We start from the raw sequence: 23,400 nt of genomic DNA, 5'->3' as shown, positions 1-23,400 counted from the left end.
GGAACGTCCGCACCCCGCCGGCGAGGTCGGCGAACCCGGCGAGATCGCCGTGCAGCAGGGCGAGCCGCTCCCCGTCGAGGGGCGCGGGTGGGCGCTGGGTAGGTGACCCAGACAGGCCTCCCCGGCGGGAACCCGCGGCGGGAATCGTCAGCTGGCCGGCTGCTCCCAGAGCCAGAACTCGATGCCCTGGTTGTCGGTGCAGTCCGCCGTGAAGCCGTACGGGTGGTTCTCGATCTCGCCCGCCTGGCCGCCCTGCTCGCGGACCCGCGTCAGGGCCGCTTCCAGGTTGTCCACCGCGAACATCAGCTTCCAGCCGACCTGGCGGCCCGGGCCGCCCCACAGGCCGCCCGGGCGGCCGTGGCCTTCGATGCCCCACGCTCCTTCGACCGAGCCCGGGGTGAACTGCCAGCCCAGCACCGCGCCGTAGAACGTCTTCGCGGGCTCGGCGTCCGGGACCTGGAACGTGAAGTACATCGATTCGCCCGGCTTCGGCTGCGGCTCGGGCTTCGCCACCGCCTGAGACACCAGCCAGCGCTGGCCGAACGGGTCGCGGAACGCACCGCCGCGGCCGTACGGCGAGTCGCTCACCGCGCGGATCAGCGTCGCGCCCAGTTCCAGCGCCCGCGTCACGCTGACGTCCGCGTCCGGCACCTCGACCCGCACCGACGCCCCACCCTCGGCCGCGACGTGCCCGATCTCCGGGTACTCCTCGGCGAGCATCAACACCGCGTCGCCGATGGCCAGCTCGGCGTGCCCGATGCGGCCGTCGTCCATCAGGATCGGCTCACCGCGCCGGGTCGCGCCGAAGACGTCGACGTAGAAGTCGAGCGCGGCGCGGGCGTCGGACACGGCCAGGTAGGGCGTCAGCGAACGTAGTTCGGCGTTCGAAACCGGTGTTTCGGTGGTGGTCATGTCGGCTCCGTTCAAGATCGCGCGACGCAGGTTGTCGCGCAGTTCGTCGGCGAAGTCCGGGTCGGGGTCGACCCGCTCGGAGGGCCGGCGGAGCGCGTCGAACGGCTCAGGCATCGCGACCCTCCTTCTCCTGGTAGACGCGCCGGAACGCGGCGCGGGCCCGCGTGAGCAACGCCTCGGTGGCGTGCACGCTGCGACCCAGGTGGCCGGCGACCTCGGGCACCCCGAGGCCGTCGACGTAGCGCAGGGTCAGCGCCGCTTGGTGGTGCGGCCCGAGGGATTCGAGCACCTGTCTCGCGCGCAGGGCGTCGAGCCGCTCGTCCCACGGGTCCTCGACGTCCGGTTCACTGTCGTGAACCAGCCGCAACCCGCGTTCCTCACGTTCTCTGCGCCGCCAGTGGTCGGCGAGCTTGTGCCGGGCGACGCCGATCAGCCACCCGGTGCTCACTGGAGGTGCGTACTCCTTGCGACAGGCGGCGACCGCCCCGAGGAACGTCTCGGACGTCAGTTCCTCGGCGAGCGTGCGGTCGCCGCACCGGGACAGCAGGTACCCGTAGACCTCCGGCAGCGCGGTCTCGTAGAGCCCGAGCAGCGCGAAGGCCGGGTCCGGTCGTACCCGAGGTTCCGTCACACCCTCATCGTCGCTCGGGAGCGCACTTTTCCGACGGGTGAATTTGCGACGGCCTCAGACCCGCGGGTCCGGCAGGCGCCGCGCGGTGATCGCGACGACCGCCGCCAGGACCGCCACCAGGCCGATGACCAGCGCGAACGCGTCACGCACGCCCATCGCGCCCGGTGCCGAGAGCGCCGCGTACAAGCTCCCGAGAACAGCCACGCCCAGTGCCAGTGACGTCTGCTGGGTCGTCGTCATCACGCCGGAGCCGACCCCGGCCAGGTCCGTCGGCACGTGGGACAGCACGATCCGGAACAAGGTCGTCATCGCCAGCGCGTTGCCGACACCGATCGCGACCATGGCCGGCGCCAGGTCGAGGATCGTCAGGTTCGGCCACTGCGCCAGCGACGTGCACAGCAGCGTCACCATGCCGACCGCCGTGATCAGGCCGCCGACCGCGACGACCTTCTGGCCGTAGCGCGTCACCAGCCGGCTGCTCAGCATCGACACGACGAAGTACACGACCGCCAGCGGCGTCAGCACGGCGCCCGCGCCCAGCGGCCCGAAGTGCAGGCCCTCCTGCAGCGTCATCGCGAACACGAACATGAACGCGCCGAACGCGCCGAAGAACGGGACGCCCACCGTCAGGCCGCGGCGGACACTCGGCAGGCGCATCACCGACGGCGGCAGCAGCGGCGTCCCGCCCCGCCGTTCCAGCCGCCGCTCGACGTGCACGAACGCCGCCGCGGCGAACGGCGAAAGCGCCAGCAGCACGATGGTCCACACCGGCCAGCCCAGCGCGCGGCCTTCCATCAGCGGCACCAGGAACGACAGCAGCGTCACGGCCAGCAGCGCCGTCCCGAGCCGGTCGACGCCCAGCGGGTTGTGCGCGCGGCTCTCCGGCAGCCGGCGCGCCAGCACCAGCACGACCAGCCCGATCGGGACGTTCACCAGGAAGATCGGCCGCCAGCCCGTGCCGAACAGGTTCGCCGCCACCAGCGCGCCGCCGGCGAGCTGGCCGACGACCGTCGAGAGGCCGCCCGTCGCGCCGAACAGGCCGAGCGCACGGGATCGCTCTTCGCCGGACGTCGTCGCCTGGATGATCGAGAGCACCTGCGGCAGCAGCAGGGCCGACGCCGCTCCCTGCGCCGCGCGGGCGATCACCAGCGTCGTCGCCGTCGGGGCGATTCCGCAGGCCAGGGACGTCAGGGTGAACAGCCAGAGGCCGGCGAGGAACAGCCGCCGCCTGCCGAACGAGTCGCCGAGGCGGCCGCCGACCACCAGCAGCACCGCGTACGCGATGCCGTAGGCGGCGACGACCAGCTCCAGCGTCGCCGTCGACGCGTGGAGATCGGCGTCGATCGTCGGGAGCGCGACGTTGACGATGAAGAAGTCGATGATCGGGAGTGCCGCCCCCAGCAGCACGGTGACCAGGCCGGCGGGGGTCAGTCCCGGCCGGGAGGGGACGCCGGTGGTGTTCGGCGCGAGTTCGGTCGTGGTCATGAGTACTACGATCGACCTCGATTTAACCTGGTACCAGTTGTTGTTTATCCGGGTACTGTCAGTACCTGGTACCAGGTTCGAGCGCGTGTCATCCTGGCACCATGACCGCCGCCGTCGAATCCGAACTCCGCCGCCAGGAGCTGGCGAGGTTCCTGCGCAGCCGGCGTGAGCGGATCACGCCCGAGCAGGTCGGCCTGCCGCTCGTGGGCCGCCGCCGGACGCCGGGGCTGCGCCGCGAAGAGGTCGCACAGCTCGCCGGGGTCGGTGTCACCTGGTACACGTGGCTCGAGCAGGGCCGCGACATCAACGCGTCCGAGCAGGTGCTGCTGGCGATCGCGCGCACGCTGCGCCTCGACCCGCACGAGCACACCCACCTCTTCCGGCTGGCCGGCGCCCCGGAGCCGGACGGCGAGAAGGACTGCCAGGTCCTCTCGCCGCAGCTGGAGCTGATGCTGAAGAAGCTCGAGCCGTACCCGGTCGCGGTGCGCAACGCCCGCTGTGACCTGCTGGGCTACAACCGCGGCTACAGCTGGCTGATGGGCGACGTCGACGCGATCCCGTTCGAGGACCGCAACACCCTCGTCCAGTGCCTGCTCAACCCGGAGTGGCGCAGGCGGATGCTGGACTGGGACACGAACATCCCGCGCGTCATCGCGTCGTTCCGCGCGGCGATGGCCGAGCACGTCGCCGAGCCGGCGTGGAAGCAGCTGGTCAAGCGGCTGAAGGCGGAGTCGCCGCTGTTCGCCGAGCTCTGGCCGCACCACGACGTCAACTCCGAGCCGATCCGCACGAAGCGGTACCTGCACCCCGAGGCCGGGTTGCTGTGCTTCAACTTCACCTACCTCTACTACGGCCGCCGCTCGGAGATCACCGTGTCGACCTACACCCCGGCCGACGAGGAGACGGCGTCCAAGCTGCCGCTCATGTTCGGCTGACTACGGCGCCGGACGTACGCGGAGAGTCGCTTCAGGACGGACGCGCCGCGGCCGGGCGACCGGTAGTTTTCGCAGCATGAGATGGCCGCCGCAGACACGCGTGTCCCCGTGGGTGGGGCGCGTCGTGCGCACGGTCGTCGTCACCGGCTTCGTGCTCGGCGCGACCAGTGGCGCGTCGCGGTGGCAGCCCGGGGGACCGCAGATGACGCCGGCCGCCGGCGCCTGGCTCGTCGCCACCACGCTGACGCTGCTGCTCGTCCACCGCTTCCCGCTGACGCTCTTCCTGGTCACGACGGCGTCCGCGTTCGGCTACTACGCCTCGGGGTTCCCCGGCGGGCCCGTCATCATCGTGCCGACGATCGCCCTGTTCGTGCTCACCCGGCAGCGCGGCCCGCTCGTCGCCGGGATCACCGGCGCCAGTGCGCTGGCCGCGCTCTACCTGGGACACATCGTCACGTCGGGGTCGTTCGCGCTGGAGTTCGGCGCCGGGTTCCTCGTCGTCTGGCTGACGGCGGTGGTCGGGATCGGCACGGCCGTGCGCTACCAGCTCGACGCGCTCGCCGCCCGGCGCGAGCAGGCCGACGAGCACCGCCACCGGCTCGCCGAACAGGAACGGCTGCGGATCGCCCGCGAGGTGCACGACGTCGTCGCGCACAGCCTCGCCATGATCAACGTCCAGGCCGGCGTCGCCGCGCACGTCGCCGACCGGCGGCCCGAGCAGGCGAAGGAGGCGCTGCTCAACATCAAGGAGGCCAGCGCGTCCGCCCTCAAGGACCTGCGCGCGACCCTGGCCGTGCTGCGGTCCGGGGAGGACAAGGCGCCCGCGCCGAGCCTCGCCCAGGCCGCCGAGCTGCTGGCCCACGCGCGTGATGCGGGGCTGACCGTCGACGTCCAAGGCGAGCCGGGCGAGCTCCCGGCACCGGTCGACGCCGCCGGGTACCGGATCCTGCAGGAGTCGCTGACCAACGTGGTGCGGCATGCCGACCAGGCGACCCACGTCGACGTCCGGTTCGAGCGCCGGCCGGGTGCCTTCACGCTGCGGGTGCGCGACGACGGCCGCGGCGCCGCCCAGCCGACGCCGGGCCACGGCCTGCGCGGCATGTCGGAACGCGCCGCGGCGCTCGGCGGGCGCTTCACGGCCCAGCCGGCCGGAACCGGCTTCGAAGTGTTCGTCGAACTGCCGATCGAGGGAGAAGCATGATCCGCGTCCTGCTGGCCGACGACCAGGTGCTGGTCCGCGCCGGGTTCCGGGTGCTGCTGGAGACCGAGGACGGTTTCGACGTCTGCGGCGAGGCGGGTGACGGCGAGCAGGCCGTCGCGCTCGCCGTCGAGCACAAACCCGACATCGTCGTGATGGACATCCGGATGCCCGGTGTCGACGGCCTCGAAGCCACTCGCCGGATCTCCGCGAACCCCGAGCTGGCCGCGACGAAGGTGCTGGTACTGACCACTTTCGACATCGACGAGTACGTCTACGAGGCGCTGCGCGCGGGCGCCAGCGGGTTCCTCCTCAAGGACACCGAGCCGGTCGAGCTGCTGCGCGCGCTGCGGGTCGTCGCCAGCGGGGAGGCCCTGCTGGCGCCGACGGTGACGCGCCGGCTGATCCAGGAGTTCGTCGGCCGCCCGGAGAACCGGCGGATCGACACCAGCGCCGTCCGGGAGATCACCGATCGCGAACGCGAGGTGCTCGGCCTGGTCGCGGGCGGCATGTCGAACGACGAGATCGCCGCCCACCTGGTGATTTCGACGGCGACCGCGCGCACCCACGTCAGCCGCATCATGACGAAGATCGGCGCCCGCGACCGCGCCCAGCTGGTCGTGCTCGCCTACGAGTCCGGGCTGGTCACTCCACGTCGGCCGTGACGCGGGAGCGGCGCAGCGCGACGAAGACGTTCAGCAGGAAGACCAGCAGCAGCAAGCTCACCGACAGCCAGAAGCCGAGCCGCAGCTCGACGGCGGCGACGGCCTCGTCCTCGGCGTTGGTGCCCTGTCCCGAAGACAGCGACGAGACGGTGGCCGAGATCAGGCGCGCGTTGTCGGTGAGGTTCCCCAGCGCGAACACCTCGGTCACCACGAGCAGCACGGCGCCCGCCCCGGACACGACGACCGCCGTCAACGCCCGGGCCTTCGGGGTCCGCAGCAACGCCGTCCCCAGCCCGAGGACCAGCAGCACCCCGGCGACGATGGCCAGGACCTGGACCAGAGCGGGCATGTCGAACTTGTCCGCCACGGCCGTTCGCTGCGCCGGGGTCAGGCCGAGGCCGTCGACACCGGTGATCTTCTGCTGGCCGGTGACCAGGTCGGCGCCGGAGTAGCTGACCTCGGTCCGGGTGCCGTCCGGCGTGTCGCAGGACGCGGCCAGGCACGGCAGGAAGAGGAAGAGCAGCAGGGCGAGCAGGAAACCGGCCGGCGTGATCCGGCGCGTCACGAGCTGGGGCACGCGGTCGACCCAACCACAGATCAGCCGCGCCGGACCCGTCGCACCACGCGGAACGCCCGCACCAGGAACACGACGGCGAGGACGGCGACCAGGCAGATCCAGATCACGGCGCCTCCTTCCCGGCCGATGCTCTGCTCAGTAGGCGTCCGGGGGTGGGACGACGTTCACCGACACGGCGGACGTCACACCTTCGGGCTAACGACCGCCCGATGTCCGGTTACCCGCTGGGAGTCTCCACAAAGGCCGCTTCTTCCGCTACGTTGCGGATCAACCACAAACCGCAATCTCGCAGGTCGGCCCTCCGTGCCAGACTGATGCCCCGAACGGTGGATGGGGGTCGAACATGAGCTGGCAGGAAGATCTGCGCCGACTCGACGCGGACCTGGCAGCCGGGCGGATCGAGCCGTCCGCGCACCGCAAGCAGCGTGACGAGCTCCTCGCCGCCGCCTCCGGCGCCACCGTGCCGTCACCGGTGCCTTCGCCGTTGCGCCGGCCGACGGAACGCACCTGGCAGAGCGCGAATCCCGGGTTCGGCAGGCTCTCCGAGCCGACCTCGGAGCCGCGTCCGGTGCCGAAGCCGCCGACGCCCGCCGAACGGCCGTGGATGCGCACCCAGCAGCCGGGCGCGAAGACGCACCCGCCGATCCCGGCGCTGCCGGACCACATGACCACCGCGCCGAGCCCGGCCGACATCACCCCGACCCGCTACCTGCGCGTCGACGGGCCGAGCGCGCACCACACCACACCGAGCCGGTTCCCGCCCGTCGTGTCGGAGGGCTCGGCGCCACCGCTGGATCCTCCGGAACCGGACGCCCGCGGCAAACACCGGTGGGAGCACCTGGGAGCCGACGACGCCGAGGGGTCGTCGCGCCGGCCGACCTGGCTCTTCCTGACCCTCGGTGTCGTGCTGGTGCTCGCCCTGATCGTCGGCGGTACCTACTGGCTGGGCACCCGGTCCGACGAACCCTCCGAAGCCGCGCTGCCACCGACGACGCCGCCGCCGGTGCCGTCGTTGACGTTGCCGTCGGCGACGAACGGCGCGATCGATCCCTCCGTCTCGCTCGAGCAGCGGTTGCCCGCACTGCCCGGCAAGCCGAACGCCGACAACTCGACGATGTCGATCGACAAGGCGCTCGAGGCGAAGGTGATCACCGAGGCCGACGCGGCGCAGATCCGGAACAACAACGCCAAGGAGATCATCTTCCGGGCGTCGTCCGACACCGGGAAGCCCCGTGACGGCAACCTGATGATGGCGATCCCGACGTTGTCGGTCTTCGACGCGAAACACCTCGCGGCGGGCCTGCGGCAGAACCTCTCCGGCGCGAAGCTGGCCGCGACCCGGCTCGGGCCCACGGAGGACGACCTGATGTACACCCAGCGCGGGAACGACAACTGGGTCGGCATCCTCTGGTACTCCTCGGGAGCGGTGGTCGTCGGCATCGGCGTGTCCCAGGCGGGCACCGCCGATTCGACCGGTCTGCGGTCCCGGCTCAAGGCGATCCAGGAGAGCGTCGTGGCCGTTCTGCCGCCCGGCTGAGCGGTTGCTTGCGAAGGTCAGGTGACAATCCGACCCGCGGGGCGGCCGGGCACCTCAGAAGTGCACAATGTGCATGTCAGTTGAACAGGCGAGGCCGTGTCGGTCGGCTCGTGGCCGATCGATCAGACTGGAAAAAGGGGGCTCCTGGTGTCCTGGCAGGAGGAGCTGCGTCGGCTGGACGAGGAGCTCGCGGCGGGACAGCTGTCCGCCGACGAGTATCGGACCCGACGTGACCAGGTGCTTTCGTCAGCGGTGGGCGTGCAGGACCCGCAACCGCAGCAACCGCCGTCACCCGGCGCCGACGAGACGCAGGTGATCGCGCCGGTCAGCCCGCCCGGCGGGATCCCGCAGCCGCACCAGCAGCAGCCGGGTGACGCCGAGCGCACGCAGGCCGTTTCGTGGCAGGCACAGCAGCCCCACGCCGGCGCGACCGCGTTCGTGCCGCCGGCGCAGCCGTTCTCACCGCCCGGCGGGTTCGCGTCGCCGCCGCAGCCGGTCGACGACAACCCGGAGCGCACCCAGGTTGTGCGCAACACCGGGGAGTACCAGCCGAACTACCAGGGCTACTCGCAGCAGCCCCCGCCCCCGCAGGCCGGCTGGAACCAGGTGCCGCCCGGCGCCGCCGCGCCGCCGTGGGGTGCCGACGACGCCACACCGCAGCACGACGCGAACTGGATGCGCCAGGGACCCGAGTCCTACTTCGAGACCAAGAAGAGCTCTGGCAAGAAAAAGGGCATCACCATCGTCGCGGCGGTGCTGGTGGTCCTGCTCGCCGGCTTCGCGATCTGGTGGTTCGGCCTGCGCGGCGACTCGAACAACAACGTCGCGGACCCGACGTCGTCCGGCAGCCCCACGTCGGCGGCGCCGAGCACCACGCCGCCCCCGCCGAGCGTCGCGCCCACCCGCGTGCCGCCGATGCCGGGCAAGGCCAGCTCCAAGAACGGCACGATGAGTATCGACGAGGCCGTGCAGAACGAGTTCCTGGTCGCCGCCGAGGCCACCGCGGTCAAGGCCGCCGGCTCCGCGTACATAACGTGTCAGGCGTCGACGAACTCCCCGTTCGACTACACGGTGCTGCTCGTCAACACCCCGAGCGTCGCGGACGCCAACCGGCTGGCGCAGTCCCTGCAGAAGCCCGCCGGCAGCACCGGTCTCCAGCCGGTCGCCGACCACTCCGGGCTCCCGCAGTCGGTCTCGGTCTTCAAGGCGGTCCAATCCGACCACACGACCTACCGCGCGGTGTACGTCTCGGGTGTCGCCGTGGTGCGCGTCGACGTCAACCAGGCCCCGGCCACCGACACGGCCGTGACCAAGGAGTTCGAGGGCGTCATGAAGGCGATGCTGGAGAACGTTCCGAACTCGTGACCGGAGCCCAGGTGACCACGCCACTCCGGTCCCGGGTCGACCAGGACGAGTACGGCTGCACGGTGTTGTCCACCGGCGTCTCCGACTACGCGGACGGCGCCGAGGATCTGGTCACCGCCCTGCTGGAAAACGCGCAGGACCGCGGGTCGCTCAGTGACGAGCTGACCCTCGCCGCGCGGACCTGGCCCGAGCGCTACCACCTCGACCACGGCCGCGCGAACGTGCTGCGGACGCTGCGGCTGCCGCCCGAAGCGGCGGTGCTGGAGATCGGCTGCGGCACCGGCGCGGTGACGAGCTACCTCGCCGAACGCTGCCGGTCCGTGGACGCCGTCGAGCCGGTGGCGAGCCGTGCGCGCGGGGCGCGGGCCCGCACCCGCGACCTCGGTGACGTCGAGGTCTTCGTCGGCGGGATCGACGACGTCCCGGCGGTCGAGGCGTACGACGTCGTGGTCGTCATCGGCGTGCTCGAGTACGTCGGTGCCGGCGGTGACGAAGACGAGGTCTACACCGGCTTCCTGCGTGCCGCGCACGCCCGGCTGCGCCCGGGCGGGACGCTGGTGCTCGCGATCGAAAACCAGCTGGGCGTCAAGTACCTCTGCGGTGCCGCGGAAGACCACACCGGGATCCCGTGGGACGGCGTCACCGGGTACCCGGCGGGCGGGGTCGCCCGGACGTTCTCCCGCAAGCGGCTCCTCGGTCTGGTGGGCAGCGCCGGGTTCGCCGGGACGACCGTGCTCGGCGCCTTCCCGGACTACAAGCTCACGCGGGCCCTGCTTTCCGACGAACTGCTCGCGACGCGGCCGCGGCTGGCCGCCCAGCTCCCCAGCTTCCCCAGCCCGGACTGGGCGGGCGCGGGGGAACGCGTGGCGGACGAGCACCGCGTGTGGACCGAGCTGGTCGACGCCGGCCTGGCCGCGCACCACAGCAACTCGTTCCTCGTGCTGGCCGCGAAAGACGGCGACCAGCGGCTGTGGCCGGACGGCGTGCTGGCGTCGTTCTTCAGCACCGACCGCGCCGCCGACTTCTGCACCCAGTCCGTTGTGGAGCGTGAAGGCGACACCCTGCGCGTGCGCCGGGCGCCGCTGGCCGCGCACCCCGCGCCGGCACACGGCGTCCGCATCGTGTCCACTGTGGACGACGTCGTCGACGCGCCGACCCTGCTCGGGCTCGCGCGGAAACACCCCGAGCGGCTGACCGAGCTGCTCGGGCGCTGGCGTGCTCTCGTGGTCGCCCGCGCCGGGGAGTTCGGCCCGCGGCTGTGGGACCTGACGCCGCAGAACGTCCTCGTGACGACGTCCGGGCTCGTCCCGATCGACCTCGAATGGCACGTCGACGGCTGCACGGCGGACGACGTCGTGCACCGCGGAGTGCTGATCACCGCCGACGAACTCGCTCGCGGTGGCCACCCGGTGGGGCCGACCGTCGCCGACGTCGTGCGCGACCTGTGCGGCAGGCTGGGCGTCGAGGAAGCGGCGGTGCTGCGGGGCGTGACGGCGGAGGCCCGTTTCCAAGCCGTCCGCCAGGCGGGCCGCAGTGACCCCGAATACCTGGCCGAGCGGACCGCCGAGCTGGAGCGGGCCTGGACGGTCCGGCTGGCCGAACCGTCCCAGGGCTGACGGCCCTCAGGCCCGCATCGACTCCGGCAGCATCCGCCGCATCGCGCGCCGGGTCGGCTCCTCGAAGAAGCGGTGCAGGACGTGGGCGATCAGCACCGTCAGGGCGAGGAAGCCGAGCACGATCAGCCGGTACTCCCAGCTCGTCGGCATGTCCGTGATGTGCAGCTTGGTCTGGATGACGTGCCGCATCACGTCGATGCAGAGCCAGTGCACGAGGTACAGCGCGAACGAGATCTTCCCGCCCCAGATCAGGAGCTTCGTCCGGAGCAGCCACGCCATCGGTTCCCGGGTGCTGATGGCCAGCGAGCCGATCAGCAGCAGGAACAACGGCACCACGATCACCGTCTCGGCCGAGCCCCACATCAGGTGCCCGTTGATGCGCCAGTCGAGTCCCATGTTGTAGCGGCGGAACGGGTCGAAGTGCTGCACCAGGAAGATCACCGCGACGATCACCACGAAGACCACCGTCGGGCGCAGGAACCACGGCAGCCGCGCGGCGCGGCCGCAGCGCATCACGATCAGCGCCGTGAACGCGCCGCCGAAGAACTCCGTCAGGACGCGCAGCGGGATCATCCCCGGCACCAGCGCGTTGTGGAACAGCAGCAGGTCGCTGCCGTCCTCCATGGTCACCCCGATCGCGACGACCGGGAACACCGAGACCAGCGCGCACAGGATCAGCGAGCGCAGGCGCACGGTCTGCAGCATCTTCGCGAGCACCGCGATCGCGACGCTGAAGACCAGGTACGCCAGCCACTCCGCGCTCAGCGACCAGTCCACCGGGTTCCACTGGTCCGGTTCGATGAACCAGCCCTGGATCAGGAGCACGTGCTCGAGGAACCGGGCCGGGCTGGCCGCGGCCTGGATGCTCGCGTCGGCGTTGGCCTGCAGCGAGTACGCGCGGTACAGCGCCCAGCCCAGCAGCACCAGAAACATCACCGGCCAGATCCGGCTCAGCCGCAGCCAGAGGAACCCGAGCGCCTTGCGCGGGGTCCACGGCTCGGTCATCCGGTCGAGGTGGGTGTAGGTCATGATGAAGCCGCTGAGCACGAAGAACAGGTCCACGCCGAGGTGCCCGGCGTCGAACAGGGGCGCCAGCCGGCCGAGGAACGGGAACGACGAAACCAGCTCCGGGCGGAAGTGGAACGCCAGCACCCACAGCGCCGCCAGGGCGCGGACGCCGGTCAGCTGCGGGATGAACGACGGCAGCGGCCCGCTTTCCCGGGTTTCCGCGGCCGCCGGCTTGGCGGGTGCCTCCGGCGGGCGGTGCCCGGGCGTGATCGCCGGGAGCACGTCCGTGGTCTCGGTGCTGTCCATGTCCTACCGTTTCGCGTTCGTCGCGGCCCAGGCGCGCTGGGGATCGAGGTCGACCGGCCGGGCCGGCGGGTCGGGCACCACGCGGGACAGCAGGACCTGCTGCACCAGTTCCGTGCGGTCGCCCCGGTCGGCCACCCCGAGCCAGAAGCCGTGGTGTTCCAGGCCTTCCGACCACGGGTCTTCCGGCCAGCCGCCGAGCTCCTCGAGCACGGTCCGCCGCACCAGGTAGCCACTCCCGAGGTAGGGCAGCCGCGCCAGCCGCCGCGCCTCCGGGGGAAGTGCGCCGACGAGCCCCAGCTGGGCGTCCGCGACCGGGCAGTGGGCCAGGTCCGCGCCCGCCCGCACCGCGGTGAGCAGGCGTGCCACGAGGTGGGGGGAGCATCGCATACCGGCGTCGAGCACCAGCAGCAGGTCGGCCCGTGACCCGGCCAGGAGCCGGTTGTACGCGTGGCCGGCGCCGCGGGGGACCGGGTGGTGGAGCACGTCGTAGGGCTTCGGGCCGGCGGGCTCGACGGTGCCGTCTTCGCAGACGAACACCCCCGCGGGCACCGTCGTCCCGCGGGCGAGGTCGTCGACCAGCGCGGCGACCCCGGGGTCGCCGATCCGCCGCACGATCAGCGCGTCCACGTCGTCCGCCCGCGGGCCGCCGCTCGGCGCGAGCGGCAGCGCGGCCGGGGGGCGGACCACGCGGTCCGTGCGCCGCGCGGTTTCCGTGCGTTCCACGGTGAGCCGGGCGGCGAGCCGCCGGTCGGCCCCGGGGTCGGCGCCGAGGGACTCCGCACCGCGGAACCGGGGGTCCCAGCTCGGGGTGTCGACGGCCAGCGGCCCGTCGGCCGGGACGGCGACGGCGGCCGTTGTCCGCACCGGGCGGTCGGAGCGGGCCGGCGCCGGGTGCCGCTCCGCCAGCTCGGCCGCCAGGTCCACCAGCGCGTGGGCCGACGGGGTCATGTCCAGCTCTTCGCGGACGAAGCGGTAGGCCTCGGCGCGGATCGAGCGTTCGAGCTCGCCGTCGCGCAGCATCGCCGCGGTGGCCGCGCCGACAACGGTCTCCCGGGCCACCAGCAGGTGCTGCCCGGCGGTGAACGGCGCGAGGTCGCGGCTGGGCTCGGTGACCACGACGCAGCCGTTGCAGGCCGCTTCCAGCACCCGCACCCATTCGAGGGCCTTCGAGGCTTCGCGGTGCAGGTTCAGCAGCACGCGGCTGCGGGCCAGGTGCTCGTGCTTCGCCCGGCCCATCAGGAAGTCCGGGCGCGGCTTCACCATCGGTTCGTGCGGCGGGGTGAGCAGCCGCACCTCGAGACCGTCGAGGTCGCGGGCGGCCCGGGCCAGCAACGCCGAGCGCCGGTGCTCGGCCGTGCCCAGGTACGTGACGTCGATGTCACGCGGGCTGTCGAGGTCACCGCCCCACCGGTCCCACAGCGGGGTGTAGCCGAGCTGGAACCGGCGGACGTCGTGGCCGCGCCGCACCAGCTCGTCGGTGGAGTCGGCGTTGATGTCCACCACGCCGCCGAACCGCGGCAGCAGGCCGGCGCTCGTGTCGAAGGTGCGCGTGCCGGGGTGCTCGACGCAGAACGCGATGGTCCGGCGCAGCTGGTCCGGGCGCGGGCGCTGCTTCTCGGGCAGCACCACCAGGTACTCGTGCGGGACGACGACGAACACCGTGTCGTCGTCGTCCTCGGGCAGCGGCCCGGTGTGCGTCTCGGCCCGGCCGCCCACCGAACGCACCGCGTCGGCGACGACCTCGAAGAGCTCCTCCATGAAGGCGCTGCCACCCGGCGCGGACGCCAGCACCAGTCGGGGTGCGGCCACCGTCAGCGGGTCTTACGGCGGACGGTGCGCAGGGGCGCGGTGACCTTCCAGCTGAGGGTCTGGCGGTGCGCGTCGAGCTCCTGCGAGAGGTCGGCGACCTGGCGGCGCAGCTGCTCCGCCTCCCGGTGGTCGTGCTCGACGACCTCGGGCAGGTCGGCGCCGTGCAGGGCGAGCTCGGCCTGCAGCAGGTCCATCCGCAGCTGGTCGCGCTCGGTGCGGGTGCGTTCCAGCTCCTGGCGGGCGAGGTCGCGGTCGCGGCGCAGGGCGTCCAGCTCGACGCGGGCCTCCGAGGCCTCGTCGACCTGACGGCGCAGGTCGTCGTTGGCGCGGGCGTCCTCGACGAGCCGCTCCTGCACGCGAAGGGCTTCGCGCAGGTCCGCGTCGGCGCCGCGGAGCCGGCCCAGTAGCCGCTCGCGCTCGGCCATCAGCACCGAGCGCTCGGCCCGCAGCTGCAGCAGCTCGGCCCGCACCGACGCCGGAACGGCGTACTCGACCGGCTCGCCCGGTTCGTCGTCGCGCGGGGCCGGGTTCTTCGGGCCTTCTTCGGAGCTCATGCGTCCCGTTCCTCGGTACCGGTGCCTCGGGCGAGGCCTTTCAGGATGGTGGAGAACTCCTGCCCGTAGTGCGTGGAGTCCAGGAAGGCGCCGACGCCGGCCAGCGCCCGCTCGGCGATCCGCTCGCGGGCCGCGGGCGGGGTGTCCAGGGCCCGCAGCAGCCCGACCGTGAGGGCGCTGAGGTCGTTGGGCACGAACAGCCAGCCGCTCTCGCTGTCGCTGATGATCTCGCGGGTGCCGAACACGTCGGCGGCGACGACCGGCACCCGGAACGCCATCGCTTCGAGGATCGAGCGCGGCAGCGACTCGATGTCCGAGCTGTTGACGAACAAGTCCGCCGCGCGCAGCCACCGCAGCGGGTCGCGGACGATCGGCACCAGGCTGACCGAGCCGGTCAGCCCGGCCGCCTCGACGTAGTCCTCGAGGGCGTCGCAGTACGGCGACTCGTGCATCCCGACGATCACCAGGTGGGCGTCCGGGTGCGTCGAGCGCACCTGCTCGAAGGCCAGCAGCAGCGGGGCGTGGCCCTTGCGCGGCTCGCTGACGCCGATGTTGAGCAGCACGGTCGCGTCTTCCGGCAGGCCCAGCTCGCGCCGGACCGCTTCCTTCGAGTCGTACTGCGCCTGCTTGACCGGGACGAGGTCGATGCCGTACCGGACGGTGACGCACCGCCGCGACCGCGACCGCGGCAGGAACATCTCGCGCGTGGCGTCGGCGACGAACACGAGCTGGTCCGCGTCCGCCAGGCAGTGCTCCCAGCGCTCCCGCACCAGCGGGTCGAGGCCGTCCATGCCCCAGTTCAGGTAGGCGAAGTCCTCGAGGCTGAAGCTCTCGTGGATCACCCACGCCACCGGCAGCCCCGCGCGCATCGCCGCGTCGACCCCGGCGAACATGCCGAGCGTGTTCACCAGCACGACCCCGGCGCCGGTCGCGGTGGCCAGCATGGCCAGCTCCCCGACGTAGGCGGCGTACTGCACCGCGTCCTGGACCCGGTGGTGGCCGGTGACGTGCACGGTGACGCCCAGGTCCTCCAGCTCCGCGCGCAGCGGGCCGTCCTCGGGCGAGACCAGGGTGACCTTGTGGCCGTGCGGGCCCGACAGGTGGCGCAGCAGCTCGCTGAGCCAGAACTGGCCGCCGCCGACACGCAGGCTGTGCGTGACGACCAGGACGTGGTCGGTGTCCACGGCGGCCTTGACCCGGGCCAGCAGCTCGTCGGTGAACGCCGACGCGCGGGCGGCGGCTTCGGCGTCGCGCCGGTCGGCCGGGCGCCGCCGCAACGTCGCGTACCGGGTCGGCGAGCTCCACTCGCGGCCGTCGCGGGTCCAGGCCCGCACCCGGAAGGTGATCTTCCGCCGGTCGCCCGGCGCCATCGGCAGGGGCACGCGGGCTTCGTAGCCGCTCAGCCCGGCCTGCCGGATCGAGCCGGGCAGCGCGCTGGTGACGTCCGGCCGAGGCAGCATCAGCCGGGCGCGCTGCGGCGCGGCGCCGTCGATCTCCACCTCGATCCGGCTGGGCAGCTTGCCGTCGAGCAGCAGCCAGCCCGAAACGACCATGAGGTCACCGGTGAGCTCGGCGTCCACGGCCGGGAAGTCGATCTCGCCCAGCGGCGACGGCTCCCGGAAGGTGCTCTCCGGCCAGACCGCGGTGCGGCCGAGCTCGGTGCCGTCGGGCGCGGTGATCGTCACCTCCGCGCCGACCGGCTGGTCCACCTCGGCCTCCGCCCGCCACACCCAGGTCGGCCAGTCCGGCGGCACCCCGGGCACGGCGGTGGTGCCGCGCTCCCAGTGCACCCTGGCGACCTGCCCGCCGAGCCGGACGGTGCTGCCGTCCGGGCCGGTCGGGGAGACGAGCCAGCCGCCGACCGAGATCCGGTCGGCCGTGACCGAGGCACTGCCGGCGTCCACACCGGCGAGCCACGGCAGCTCCCGCACGATCATCCGATTCCTTCGTTTCTGCGCTGTGACGCGCTCATCGCCTGGGGTGTTTCGCGAGCTGCTCGCTCAGCGTCTTCACCACGGCCGGGGCCAGGATAGGGCTTTGCCCGCCGATGAGGTTGCGTTCCGCGATTTCGAGGACGATCACGTCGCTGCCGGCGAGCTTCGCGGCGGCCGCGTCCGTGTCCTGCTGGACGTAGTCCGAGTGCATGATCGTCATGTCGGTGAACGTGGCGGCGAGGTACATGTTGGCGAAACCGGTGAACGAGTCGCCGATCATCGCGACCTTGTCGGGGACGGTGCCGACGGTCGCGCCGCCGTGCAGCTCGATCGGCACGGTGTTCGGTTGGCCGAAGAACGTGCGGGTCCGGTCGGCGCCGCCGTCCGGGGCCAGGCTCTCCAGCTCGGCGGGCTCGCTGCCGGTGCGCCCGATCAGCGGCGGCAGGTCGGTCTGCTTGTCGAACTTCTCCTTGGGCGCGGTCCGCCAGGTGCTCGTCACGCCGGGCCGCAGGTCTTCGGCCAGGGCCCGGACCATCGTCAGGCCGCCGTGGAACTGCCAGTGCGTGTCCTGCTTGAAGTAGATCGGCGAACCCTGCCGCTGCGACTCGGCGAGCAGCGGCTGCCGCAGGTCCAGGTAGCCGACGTCGGTGTTCAGCCGCTGCCACATCGTCCGGGCGGCGACCGGCGCGCAGTCCTTCCCGGCGTACTGGTCCGGCAGGAACTGCGGGAAGATGTCCGACTTGTCCGGCGGCACGATCAGCACCAGCCGCCGCCCCGACGCCTCGACGGCCTTGCGGAACCCGATCAGCTCGTCGATCACGGTCGCGGCCGGGATCATCGGGTTGCACTTGGCGTACAGGTCGTTGCCCAGGTACAGCCAGCCGTCGCGGCCTTCGACCACCGGCGGGTAGTTGCTGTTCGTCTGGCCTTGGGACTGGCCGGTTTCCGGGAGGGCGGGCGGCTGGCCGGTCACCGGTCCGACGCCGGGTTGGGCCGGTTTCGCGCCGAGCGCGGGCGGCTCGCCGAAGACGCCGCGGCTGATCCCGTCCTCGGCCTGCACCGCGGCCTGGCGGCCGGGCAGCCAGTCGGTGGCCCACTGACTGAGCCCGGCGAAGAAGCCCCAGCCCTCGGACAGGCTCGGGAAGTCGTGGAGCTGGTGGTTTTCGAACTCCGCGGGACGGCCGAACAGGCCGAGCGACACCACCGGCGTCAGGAAGAAGGCGACCGCGCAGATCAGGGCGGCCCGCTGGCGGCCGTGGCGCGGGCGGTACATCGAGTGGTCCCGGGGCAGCCAGGCCTCGTGGACCGTGAGGGGCTGGGGCGGTTTCTCCGGCTTCTCCGGTTTCCCGTCCCTCAAGTGCACCGACACCCGTTCACCATAGCCGACCCCCGGTTGGCCGACCCCTCACCACCGCGGCCGGCGGCTGTCACCCGTCAAGCCCCCGAAAACTGTCGTACATATGTTCTAAAATGGGCGTTGTACAGGGGAGATGCCGCCCGCGACCGCGGGCGGTGTGATGGAGGAAGGCAGGGCCATGGCCTACATCACCCTGCCCACGTTCGTGGGCTACAGCGCCAGCACCGGACCGTCGCGGTCGTCGTTCGTCCGGCGGCAGCGCCGGTTGTACGAGGACCCGGCGCGGGCCGCGTTCAACTACTACCGGCGGGCGGCCAACGCCGTGCGCTCCGGACGGGCGGCGAACCAGGACGAAGTGGCGCTCCGGGCGCTCGTCAACGCGGCGGACGAAAGGACGAAACCGCACTACAGCGCCATCGCCGAAGGCTGGCTGCGCTACCTCGGCCGCAAGTCGCCGCGGCTGGTCGAGGTCGGCCGCGGCCGGTGCCGGCTCGGCGACCTCGAGATCGGCGTCAGCCCGCAGCTCGGCCTGCGCAAGAGCGACGGCCGCCGCTACGCGACCTGGCTCTACTTCAAGGAGGAGCCGCTGAGCAAGGCGTCGGCCCAGCTCGCGCTGTGGGTGCTGGAACAGGCGATGCCGGACATCCTCCCGGGCGGCGAGGCGCTGGTGATCGACGTCCGCCGCGCGAAGGAGTACCAGCTCTCGGCGCGTGACCGCGAACGGCTGCGGCCCTGGGCCCGCAGTGAGGCCTCGGCGTTCCTGACCCTCTGGGACGCCGCCTGAGACCGGGGAGGCGCCGGGCCCTCTCCCGGCGCCTCCTTGGTCGTCTTCTACCATCGCCCCCCGAGCGCTCAGGGGGGCGACGATGAGACTGATCGCTGGCAGGTACGCGATTTCGGCCGAGCTGGGCCGGGGCGGGATGGGCGTCGTCTGGCGCGGCGAGGACCAGTTCCTCGGGCGGCCGGTGGCCCTGAAGGAGCTGGCCACGCCGCCGGGCGCCTCGCCGGTGCACCTCGAGCGCGTCCTGCGCGAAGCCCGCACCGCGGGGCGGCTCAACCACCCCGGCGTCGTCACGGTGTACGACGTCGTCAGCGAGCACGGCGCCACGTTCATCGTGATGGAGCTGGTGGTCGCGCCGACGCTCGCCGACGTCGTCGGGCGTGAGGGGCCGCTGTCGGGCGATCGCGTCGCCGAGATCGGCCTGCAGGTGCTGAGCGCGCTGGAGAACGCGCACGCGGCCGGGATCGTGCACCGGGACGTCAAGCCCAGCAACATCATGGTGCTGCCCGGCGACCGGGTGAAGCTCGCCGACTTCGGCATCGCGCGGGCGATGGACGACCCGGGCCTGACCCAGACCGGTGGCGTCATGGGCTCACCCGGCTACATGCCGCCCGAGCTGTTCGCCGGGGCCGGCCCGTCACCCGCGTCCGACCTCTGGTCGCTCGGCGCGACCCTGTTCCACGCCGCCGAAGGCCGGGCGCCGTTCCAGCGGACGACGACGGCCGCGACGCTGCACGCGATCATGTACGACCGCCCGGTGCCGGAGCGCTGCCGCGGCCCCCTCGCCGACGCCGTACTCGGGCTGCTGACCCAGTCCACTTCGGACCGTCTCGACGCGGCCGGACTGCGGCCGCTGCTGGAAACCGCGCGCACCACGATCACCGACGCCCCGACGCGGGCCGTCGACCCGGGCGACCTTCCGACAATCGTCTTGGAGCCGGTGACGGCGAAGGTCGCCGCGCCGTCACCGACCACAGTGGACTGGGAGCGGCCGCGGAAGCGGCGCCTGCCGTGGGTGCTGTCGGGCGCCGCGGTGGTGGTGGTCGCCGCGCTGGCCGCGGTCTTCCTGCTCAAGCCGGACGCCACGACCCCGGTCGCCGCGGGTGCGCCGGGTCCCACGCCGACGTCTTCCACGAAGCCGGCGACCACCAAGCACAGCAGCAAGAAGCCCACGCCGTCGCCGAGCACGTCCCCGGGTTCCACCGCGCCGACGTCGACCGCGGGGAAACCGGATCCGGCCAAGGTGCCGCTGGTCCGCTTCCACCACCCGGACGGCGGGCACTTCAGCGGGACGAAGAAGGTCGGGCCGCCGGCCGGCTTCAAGCTGGAGGGCCTCTTCGGCGAGCTGGTCGCGACGGCCGAGCCCGGCACGCGGAAGCTGTTCGCCTGCAGGGTGAAGGACCAGAAGGACTGGTTCACCTCGCCCGACCAGAGCGGCAAGTGCGAGGGCCAGCAGCCGCTCGGCTTCCTCGGCTACATCTACGCCGACCCGCCGGGCTGGTCCGGTTCGCGGGCGCTCTACCGCTGCAACGCCGGGGCGAGCCACTTCGACTCGCTCGACGGCCGCTGCGAGGGCAAGACGAAGGAGTTCGTGCTGGGCTACGTCGTCGTCTGAGCCAGCAGGACGCCGGCCACCAGGTCCGGCCGCGTGACGAACGGGTGGTGCGGCACGTCCAGCTCGACGACGTCGGTCGCGCGTGCCGCGTGCTTCCGCTGCGTTTCGGGCCGGGTCGCGAGGTCGCCGGCGCAGAGGACGTACGTCGACGGGATCTCCCGCCAGGCCGCCGCCGTCGCCGGCTGGCCGAACACCGCCTCGTTCTGGGCGGTGAGCCGGGCGGCGGCTCCACCGTAGGTGGCGTCGTCGAAGTCCTGCGCGAACCGCGGCCGGACGAACTCCTCCCGGACGCTTGCCGTGCCGTCACCGTGGCTGACGTGCCACGGCGGTGGCTCGCCGGTGCCGAAGTCCGCGAGCGCCTCGCCGGCGTCGGGCAGGAACGACGTCACGTAGAAGAGGCGGTGCACCGCGGGGTGCCCGGCGGCGGCCTCGGAGATCACCATTCCGCCGTACGAGTGACCGACGAGCAGCGCAGGTTCGTCCGACGCGTCGAGCAGGGCGCGGACCGCCGCGGCGTCGTCGTGGAGGTCACCGCGCGGGTCGGCTTCGCAGCTCGGCAACACCGCCGCCGAGCTGCGCAAACCGTGCTCGGCGACGACGTCGGCCGTCGGTTGCCACCACCAGGCGCCGTCGCGGACGAAGGCCCCGTGGACGAAGATGATCCGCATGGTGACAACCTGACAGAACCCACCCGGTCGAGTGACACAGTTCGCGCGGAGCGGACGAGGACTGGACAAACCGGAGACCGAACACGAAGCTTTCGCGTGTTCTTTCGTGCCTGGCCAAGTCAGAGGTCGAAACAGTGAATGCAGCCTGGGAAGCCGTCTCCCGCGTCGCCGACGAGCCCGCCTGGTACTGGGTGTACGACAAGCTGGCGTTCTGGCCGAGCACGTACGCCCACGCCTGGCCCGGGTTCCGCGAGCCGGCGCCGTCGCGCACCTGGGACCTCTCGCCCGGCGACCTCGACCGCTCGTCGGCCGAGTTCCGCCTGGGCCCGTGGGCGGTCGACGAGCACCAGGTCGCGTCGGTCGCGCAGGCCGCGTTCCGCGAGGTCTGCGGCCCGGACGACTGGCTGTGGGCGCTGCACTGGCAGCACCAGTCCTACCGCGTCCGGCCGCACCTGATGACCGAAGGCGCCCGCTGGCCGGTGCCGGTGTTCCCGCGTGCGGACTACCACCTGTTCCTGGCCAGGGACTTCTCGTTCGGCACCCTCGGGCACCCGTGGGAGCGCACGCTCTGCGTGTTCGGCGAGCCGCTCGTGTCGGCGTTCGAGCGTCTCGGCGAAGGGGTGCTGAGCAACGTCCTGCGCCGCGACGGGAAGCCCTCCGCGCTGGCCCGCTGAGCCCGGCATCTGCGCTGGTTGATCTCTTGCTACCGTTCTCCGGGTGTTCGAATACCACGGCTGGGTGACCATCCAGGCGACCGCGAGCGGCGATGACGACGCGGCGCTCCTGGAGCGCCTGGTCGACCGCGTGCACCGCGCGATCCGCGATGCGGGCGACTTCGACCTGGTCGATCTCCGCTGGAGCGCGGGCATGCCGATGCTGCACTTCGGCGGCTTCGACAAGCACGGCGGCGAACTCGCCCCGGACCTGCTGGAGATGTTCACCAGGGTCGGCGAGCTGGCCGCGGGTTCGTACGGCCTGCTGTACGTCTGGGACGACCAGGACACCGAGCACGACAACGACTTCCGCGTCTACCGCATGGCCCGAGGCCAGGTGACGGAGCGCGAAGACCCGCACCTGACCCCGGTGGCCCCCACGGTCCTGGACGTCTACGAGCTGTAGCCGCATCGCAATCCGGGCTGAGTAGTACTGCTCAAGACATCCGTGGGCGATCGGCGAGACCGTGGTCACATGACCAAGTCCGGTTCGTCCGCAGCTTCCCCCACCACCACCGCGTTCTACGCGCAGGCCGCCCTCTCCTTCGGGCTCGCCCTCGTCGCGGTCACCGCCGGGATCGTGTATCTGCCCGTCAACGGCTGGGTTCGCGGGTTCCTCGCGCTCGGCATGCTCTACCTGGTCACCTCGGCGTTCACGCTCGCCAAGTGCGTGCGGGACAGACAGGAGGAGACGTCCGTGGTCTCCCGCGTCGACCAGGCCCGGCTCGACAAGCTGCTCGCCGAGCACGACCCCTTCAAAACCACCACTGGCTGAGGAAAGACGGCCACCAGCACGAACCAGCTCAGAAAGTGACGTCCGAGCACTGGTAGAACGCGTTGGCCGTGTCGGCGATGTCCCAGACGGCGAGAATCATGTGCCGTCCGCTCTTGCCGGACGGCAGCTTGCCGCTGTGCGACACCGTCGTGCCGGGTCGCTGCCCGTTGAACGGCACGGTCAGGAACGGCGTGGTGTCCAGCTGTGCCCGGGTGAGCGGCGCCGAGGGGTTCCAGCCGTTCTTGGTGACGAAGTAGCGGAACGACGTCGTCGCGTGCGCGGCCGTCAGGGTCCAGGTGAAGGTGTAGGTCGCGCCACTGGTCAGCTTGGTGGCCGGCCAGGTGCCACCGCGTTGGTCGTCGAGCTCGGCGAAGCGGGCGACACCGGCGGAGCAGAGTTTCCCGTCGGCGGGGCCGCCGCCGGGGAAGTTCTTCGGGCCTTCGGTGCTCTGCGGTTCGTACTGGATGGCCCCGCAGTTCGTCACGGCCCCGGTCTTGCACTTGTACGCCCGGCTGGGGGGCGTGGTGGTGTACCCGTGTCCCCAGGCGACGCCGGTGACCAGGAACGGAAGAGCGAGAGCGGCGACAACGGCGAGAACGAGCTTCTTGACCATGTGACTCCTCTCACAACAAGTACTCACCAGTGTGGAGAATTCACCTGAATGGTTCAGACCACTGTCCGGCCGAACTTCGCAACCGGTCAACTACGGCGATTGGTCCAGACAAGGGACCAAAAGACGCAAGGAGTGTCGCCCACCGGAACACGGCAGGGCCGGGCGCCTGGCAACGGCACCGTGGGGGTCCGGGGGCTCGGCCCCCGGGTGAAACGGCGAGAGGGCTGTATCGGCGCTTTCTGCCGATACAGCCCTCTCGCACTCGAGCGGATGACGGGATTCGAACCCGCGACCCTCACCTTGGCAAGGTGATGCGCTACCAGCTGCGCTACATCCGCGTACAGCG

Annotated in this window: 22 protein-coding genes and 1 tRNA gene; 11 read left to right on the top strand and 12 right to left on the bottom strand. The window is 71.9% G+C overall.

Going from position 1 to position 23,400, the window contains the following annotated elements; translation table 11 throughout:
• Window positions 1–147: 147 nt before the first annotated feature.
• From ACGFMK_RS39560 to ACGFMK_RS39550, 3 genes are read right to left on the bottom strand one after another with little or no spacing between them, the layout of a single operon-like run.
• Window positions 148–1,026, bottom strand: a complete 879-nt coding sequence (locus tag ACGFMK_RS39560; protein ID WP_392774388.1) for a VOC family protein — start codon at window positions 1,024–1,026, stop codon at window positions 148–150.
• Window positions 1,019–1,543: an RNA polymerase sigma factor gene (locus ACGFMK_RS39555; RefSeq protein ID WP_392774386.1), complete on the bottom strand. Its 525-nt coding sequence runs from the start codon at window positions 1,541–1,543 to the stop codon at window positions 1,019–1,021. The genes ACGFMK_RS39560 and ACGFMK_RS39555 overlap by 8 nt, the downstream gene beginning before the upstream one ends.
• A gap of 54 nt (window positions 1,544–1,597) precedes the next feature.
• On the bottom strand, window positions 1,598–3,028 hold the full coding sequence (locus ACGFMK_RS39550; RefSeq protein WP_392774384.1) for an MFS transporter: 1,431 nt from the start codon (window positions 3,026–3,028) through the stop codon (window positions 1,598–1,600).
• 101 nt (window positions 3,029–3,129) lie between these two features.
• Between ACGFMK_RS39550 and ACGFMK_RS39545 the strand changes: the two genes are divergently transcribed.
• The 3 genes from ACGFMK_RS39545 to ACGFMK_RS39535 all read left to right on the top strand — a co-directional run bounded on the left by ACGFMK_RS39545 (window position 3,130) and on the right by ACGFMK_RS39535 (window position 5,826).
• Window positions 3,130–3,963 (top strand): helix-turn-helix transcriptional regulator, encoded by an 834-nt coding sequence (locus ACGFMK_RS39545; RefSeq protein WP_392774383.1) that lies wholly within the window; start codon window positions 3,130–3,132, stop codon window positions 3,961–3,963.
• 76 nt (window positions 3,964–4,039) lie between these two features.
• Window positions 4,040–5,164: a sensor histidine kinase gene (locus tag ACGFMK_RS39540; protein WP_392774381.1), complete on the top strand. Its 1,125-nt coding sequence runs from the start codon at window positions 4,040–4,042 to the stop codon at window positions 5,162–5,164.
• Window positions 5,161–5,826, top strand: coding sequence for a response regulator (locus ACGFMK_RS39535; protein ID WP_392774379.1), 666 nt, complete (start codon window positions 5,161–5,163; stop codon window positions 5,824–5,826). The genes ACGFMK_RS39540 and ACGFMK_RS39535 overlap by 4 nt, the downstream gene beginning before the upstream one ends.
• Here ACGFMK_RS39535 and ACGFMK_RS39530 read toward each other — a convergent pair.
• Window positions 5,807–6,403, bottom strand: a complete 597-nt coding sequence (locus tag ACGFMK_RS39530; protein WP_392774377.1) for a hypothetical protein — start codon at window positions 6,401–6,403, stop codon at window positions 5,807–5,809. The genes ACGFMK_RS39535 and ACGFMK_RS39530 overlap by 20 nt on opposite strands.
• A gap of 343 nt (window positions 6,404–6,746) precedes the next feature.
• Here ACGFMK_RS39530 and ACGFMK_RS39525 point away from each other — a divergent pair, with 343 nt between their 5' ends.
• From ACGFMK_RS39525 to ACGFMK_RS39515, 3 genes are all read left to right on the top strand, one after another.
• Window positions 6,747–7,940: a hypothetical protein gene (locus ACGFMK_RS39525; RefSeq protein WP_392774375.1), complete on the top strand. Its 1,194-nt coding sequence runs from the start codon at window positions 6,747–6,749 to the stop codon at window positions 7,938–7,940.
• 147 nt (window positions 7,941–8,087) lie between these two features.
• Window positions 8,088–9,305 carry a hypothetical protein gene (locus ACGFMK_RS39520; protein ID WP_392774373.1) on the top strand — a complete coding sequence of 406 codons (1,218 nt, stop codon included), beginning with the start codon at window positions 8,088–8,090 and terminating at the stop codon, window positions 9,303–9,305.
• A gap of 11 nt (window positions 9,306–9,316) precedes the next feature.
• A complete protein-coding gene (locus ACGFMK_RS39515; protein WP_392774371.1) occupies window positions 9,317–10,921 on the top strand; it encodes an SAM-dependent methyltransferase in 1,605 nt (534 codons plus the stop codon).
• A gap of 6 nt (window positions 10,922–10,927) precedes the next feature.
• Here the strand turns inward: ACGFMK_RS39515 and ACGFMK_RS39510 are convergent, their stop codons facing one another.
• Genes ACGFMK_RS39510 through ACGFMK_RS39490 form a run of 5 tightly spaced genes read right to left on the bottom strand, consistent with a single transcriptional unit; the run spans window position 10,928 to window position 17,901 of the window.
• Window positions 10,928–12,235, bottom strand: coding sequence for an acyltransferase family protein (locus ACGFMK_RS39510; protein WP_392774369.1), 1,308 nt, complete (start codon window positions 12,233–12,235; stop codon window positions 10,928–10,930).
• A 3-nt stretch (window positions 12,236–12,238) separates the two neighbouring features.
• Complete coding sequence (locus ACGFMK_RS39505) at window positions 12,239–14,044, bottom strand: glycosyltransferase (RefSeq protein WP_392774367.1); 1,806 nt, start codon at window positions 14,042–14,044, stop codon at window positions 12,239–12,241.
• A 2-nt stretch (window positions 14,045–14,046) separates the two neighbouring features.
• Complete coding sequence (locus ACGFMK_RS39500; RefSeq protein WP_392774366.1) at window positions 14,047–14,598, bottom strand: hypothetical protein; 552 nt, start codon at window positions 14,596–14,598, stop codon at window positions 14,047–14,049.
• Window positions 14,595–16,535, bottom strand: a complete 1,941-nt coding sequence (locus ACGFMK_RS39495; protein ID WP_392774365.1) for a glycosyltransferase family 4 protein — start codon at window positions 16,533–16,535, stop codon at window positions 14,595–14,597. The genes ACGFMK_RS39500 and ACGFMK_RS39495 overlap by 4 nt, the downstream gene beginning before the upstream one ends.
• A gap of 31 nt (window positions 16,536–16,566) precedes the next feature.
• Window positions 16,567–17,901 (bottom strand): hypothetical protein, encoded by a 1,335-nt coding sequence (locus tag ACGFMK_RS39490; protein WP_392774363.1) that lies wholly within the window; start codon window positions 17,899–17,901, stop codon window positions 16,567–16,569.
• A gap of 166 nt (window positions 17,902–18,067) precedes the next feature.
• On the opposite strand from ACGFMK_RS39490, the gene ACGFMK_RS39485 reads away from it, so the two are divergent.
• Both ACGFMK_RS39485 and ACGFMK_RS39480 read left to right on the top strand, forming a co-directional pair.
• Window positions 18,068–18,673: a hypothetical protein gene (locus ACGFMK_RS39485; RefSeq protein ID WP_392774362.1), complete on the top strand. Its 606-nt coding sequence runs from the start codon at window positions 18,068–18,070 to the stop codon at window positions 18,671–18,673.
• Between the two features lie 82 nt (window positions 18,674–18,755).
• On the top strand, window positions 18,756–20,285 hold the full coding sequence (locus ACGFMK_RS39480; protein WP_392774360.1) for a protein kinase: 1,530 nt from the start codon (window positions 18,756–18,758) through the stop codon (window positions 20,283–20,285).
• On the opposite strand, the gene ACGFMK_RS39475 is transcribed toward ACGFMK_RS39480, so the two are convergent.
• A complete protein-coding gene (locus tag ACGFMK_RS39475; protein WP_392774358.1) occupies window positions 20,270–20,953 on the bottom strand; it encodes an alpha/beta fold hydrolase in 684 nt (227 codons plus the stop codon). The genes ACGFMK_RS39480 and ACGFMK_RS39475 overlap by 16 nt on opposite strands.
• A gap of 134 nt (window positions 20,954–21,087) precedes the next feature.
• Here ACGFMK_RS39475 and ACGFMK_RS39470 point away from each other — a divergent pair, with 134 nt between their 5' ends.
• The 3 genes from ACGFMK_RS39470 (at window position 21,088) to ACGFMK_RS39460 (ending at window position 22,441) form a co-directional block, all read left to right on the top strand.
• On the top strand, window positions 21,088–21,627 hold the full coding sequence (locus tag ACGFMK_RS39470) for a DUF2716 domain-containing protein (RefSeq protein WP_392774356.1): 540 nt from the start codon (window positions 21,088–21,090) through the stop codon (window positions 21,625–21,627).
• Window positions 21,628–21,670: 43 nt separating this feature from the next.
• The gene (locus ACGFMK_RS39465; RefSeq protein ID WP_328446500.1) at window positions 21,671–22,072 is read left to right on the top strand and encodes an immunity 7 family protein; all 402 of its coding nucleotides are present in this window, start codon (window positions 21,671–21,673) and stop codon (window positions 22,070–22,072) included.
• 69 nt (window positions 22,073–22,141) lie between these two features.
• The gene (locus ACGFMK_RS39460; protein ID WP_392774354.1) at window positions 22,142–22,441 is read left to right on the top strand and encodes a YiaA/YiaB family inner membrane protein; all 300 of its coding nucleotides are present in this window, start codon (window positions 22,142–22,144) and stop codon (window positions 22,439–22,441) included.
• A gap of 28 nt (window positions 22,442–22,469) precedes the next feature.
• On the opposite strand, the gene ACGFMK_RS39455 is transcribed toward ACGFMK_RS39460, so the two are convergent.
• On the bottom strand, window positions 22,470–23,054 hold the full coding sequence (locus tag ACGFMK_RS39455; RefSeq protein WP_392774352.1) for a lytic polysaccharide monooxygenase: 585 nt from the start codon (window positions 23,052–23,054) through the stop codon (window positions 22,470–22,472).
• 265 nt (window positions 23,055–23,319) lie between these two features.
• A tRNA-Gly gene (locus ACGFMK_RS39450) sits at window positions 23,320–23,392 on the bottom strand.
• Between the last annotated feature and the right edge of the window lie 8 nt (window positions 23,393–23,400).

It is taken from the genome of Amycolatopsis sp. NPDC049252 (assembly GCF_043197175.1).
Classification (GTDB): domain Bacteria; phylum Actinomycetota; class Actinomycetes; order Mycobacteriales; family Pseudonocardiaceae; genus Amycolatopsis.
Note: the sequence above shows the minus strand (reverse complement) of the source record. Positions and strands in the feature narration are given on the sequence as shown.

What these genes read in the sequence shown, in the direction of transcription:
- ACGFMK_RS39560 (WP_392774388.1), bottom strand. Translation starts at nt 1,026, where the DNA reads ATGCCTGAGCCGTTCGACGCGCTCCGCCGGCCCTCCGAGCGGGTCGAC.
- ACGFMK_RS39550 (WP_392774384.1), bottom strand. Translation starts at nt 3,028, where the DNA reads ATGACCACGACCGAACTCGCGCCGAACACCACCGGCGTCCCCTCCCGG.
- ACGFMK_RS39545 (WP_392774383.1), top strand. Translation starts at nt 3,130, where the DNA reads ATGACCGCCGCCGTCGAATCCGAACTCCGCCGCCAGGAGCTGGCGAGG.
- ACGFMK_RS39540 (WP_392774381.1), top strand. Translation starts at nt 4,040, where the DNA reads ATGAGATGGCCGCCGCAGACACGCGTGTCCCCGTGGGTGGGGCGCGTC.
- ACGFMK_RS39535 (WP_392774379.1), top strand. Translation starts at nt 5,161, where the DNA reads ATGATCCGCGTCCTGCTGGCCGACGACCAGGTGCTGGTCCGCGCCGGG.
- ACGFMK_RS39525 (WP_392774375.1), top strand. Translation starts at nt 6,747, where the DNA reads ATGAGCTGGCAGGAAGATCTGCGCCGACTCGACGCGGACCTGGCAGCC.
- ACGFMK_RS39510 (WP_392774369.1), bottom strand. Translation starts at nt 12,235, where the DNA reads ATGGACAGCACCGAGACCACGGACGTGCTCCCGGCGATCACGCCCGGG.
- ACGFMK_RS39500 (WP_392774366.1), bottom strand. Translation starts at nt 14,598, where the DNA reads ATGAGCTCCGAAGAAGGCCCGAAGAACCCGGCCCCGCGCGACGACGAA.
- ACGFMK_RS39495 (WP_392774365.1), bottom strand. Translation starts at nt 16,535, where the DNA reads ATGATCGTGCGGGAGCTGCCGTGGCTCGCCGGTGTGGACGCCGGCAGT.
- ACGFMK_RS39485 (WP_392774362.1), top strand. Translation starts at nt 18,068, where the DNA reads ATGGCCTACATCACCCTGCCCACGTTCGTGGGCTACAGCGCCAGCACC.
- ACGFMK_RS39480 (WP_392774360.1), top strand. Translation starts at nt 18,756, where the DNA reads ATGAGACTGATCGCTGGCAGGTACGCGATTTCGGCCGAGCTGGGCCGG.
- ACGFMK_RS39475 (WP_392774358.1), bottom strand. Translation starts at nt 20,953, where the DNA reads ATGCGGATCATCTTCGTCCACGGGGCCTTCGTCCGCGACGGCGCCTGG.
- ACGFMK_RS39460 (WP_392774354.1), top strand. Translation starts at nt 22,142, where the DNA reads ATGACCAAGTCCGGTTCGTCCGCAGCTTCCCCCACCACCACCGCGTTC.
- ACGFMK_RS39455 (WP_392774352.1), bottom strand. Translation starts at nt 23,054, where the DNA reads ATGGTCAAGAAGCTCGTTCTCGCCGTTGTCGCCGCTCTCGCTCTTCCG.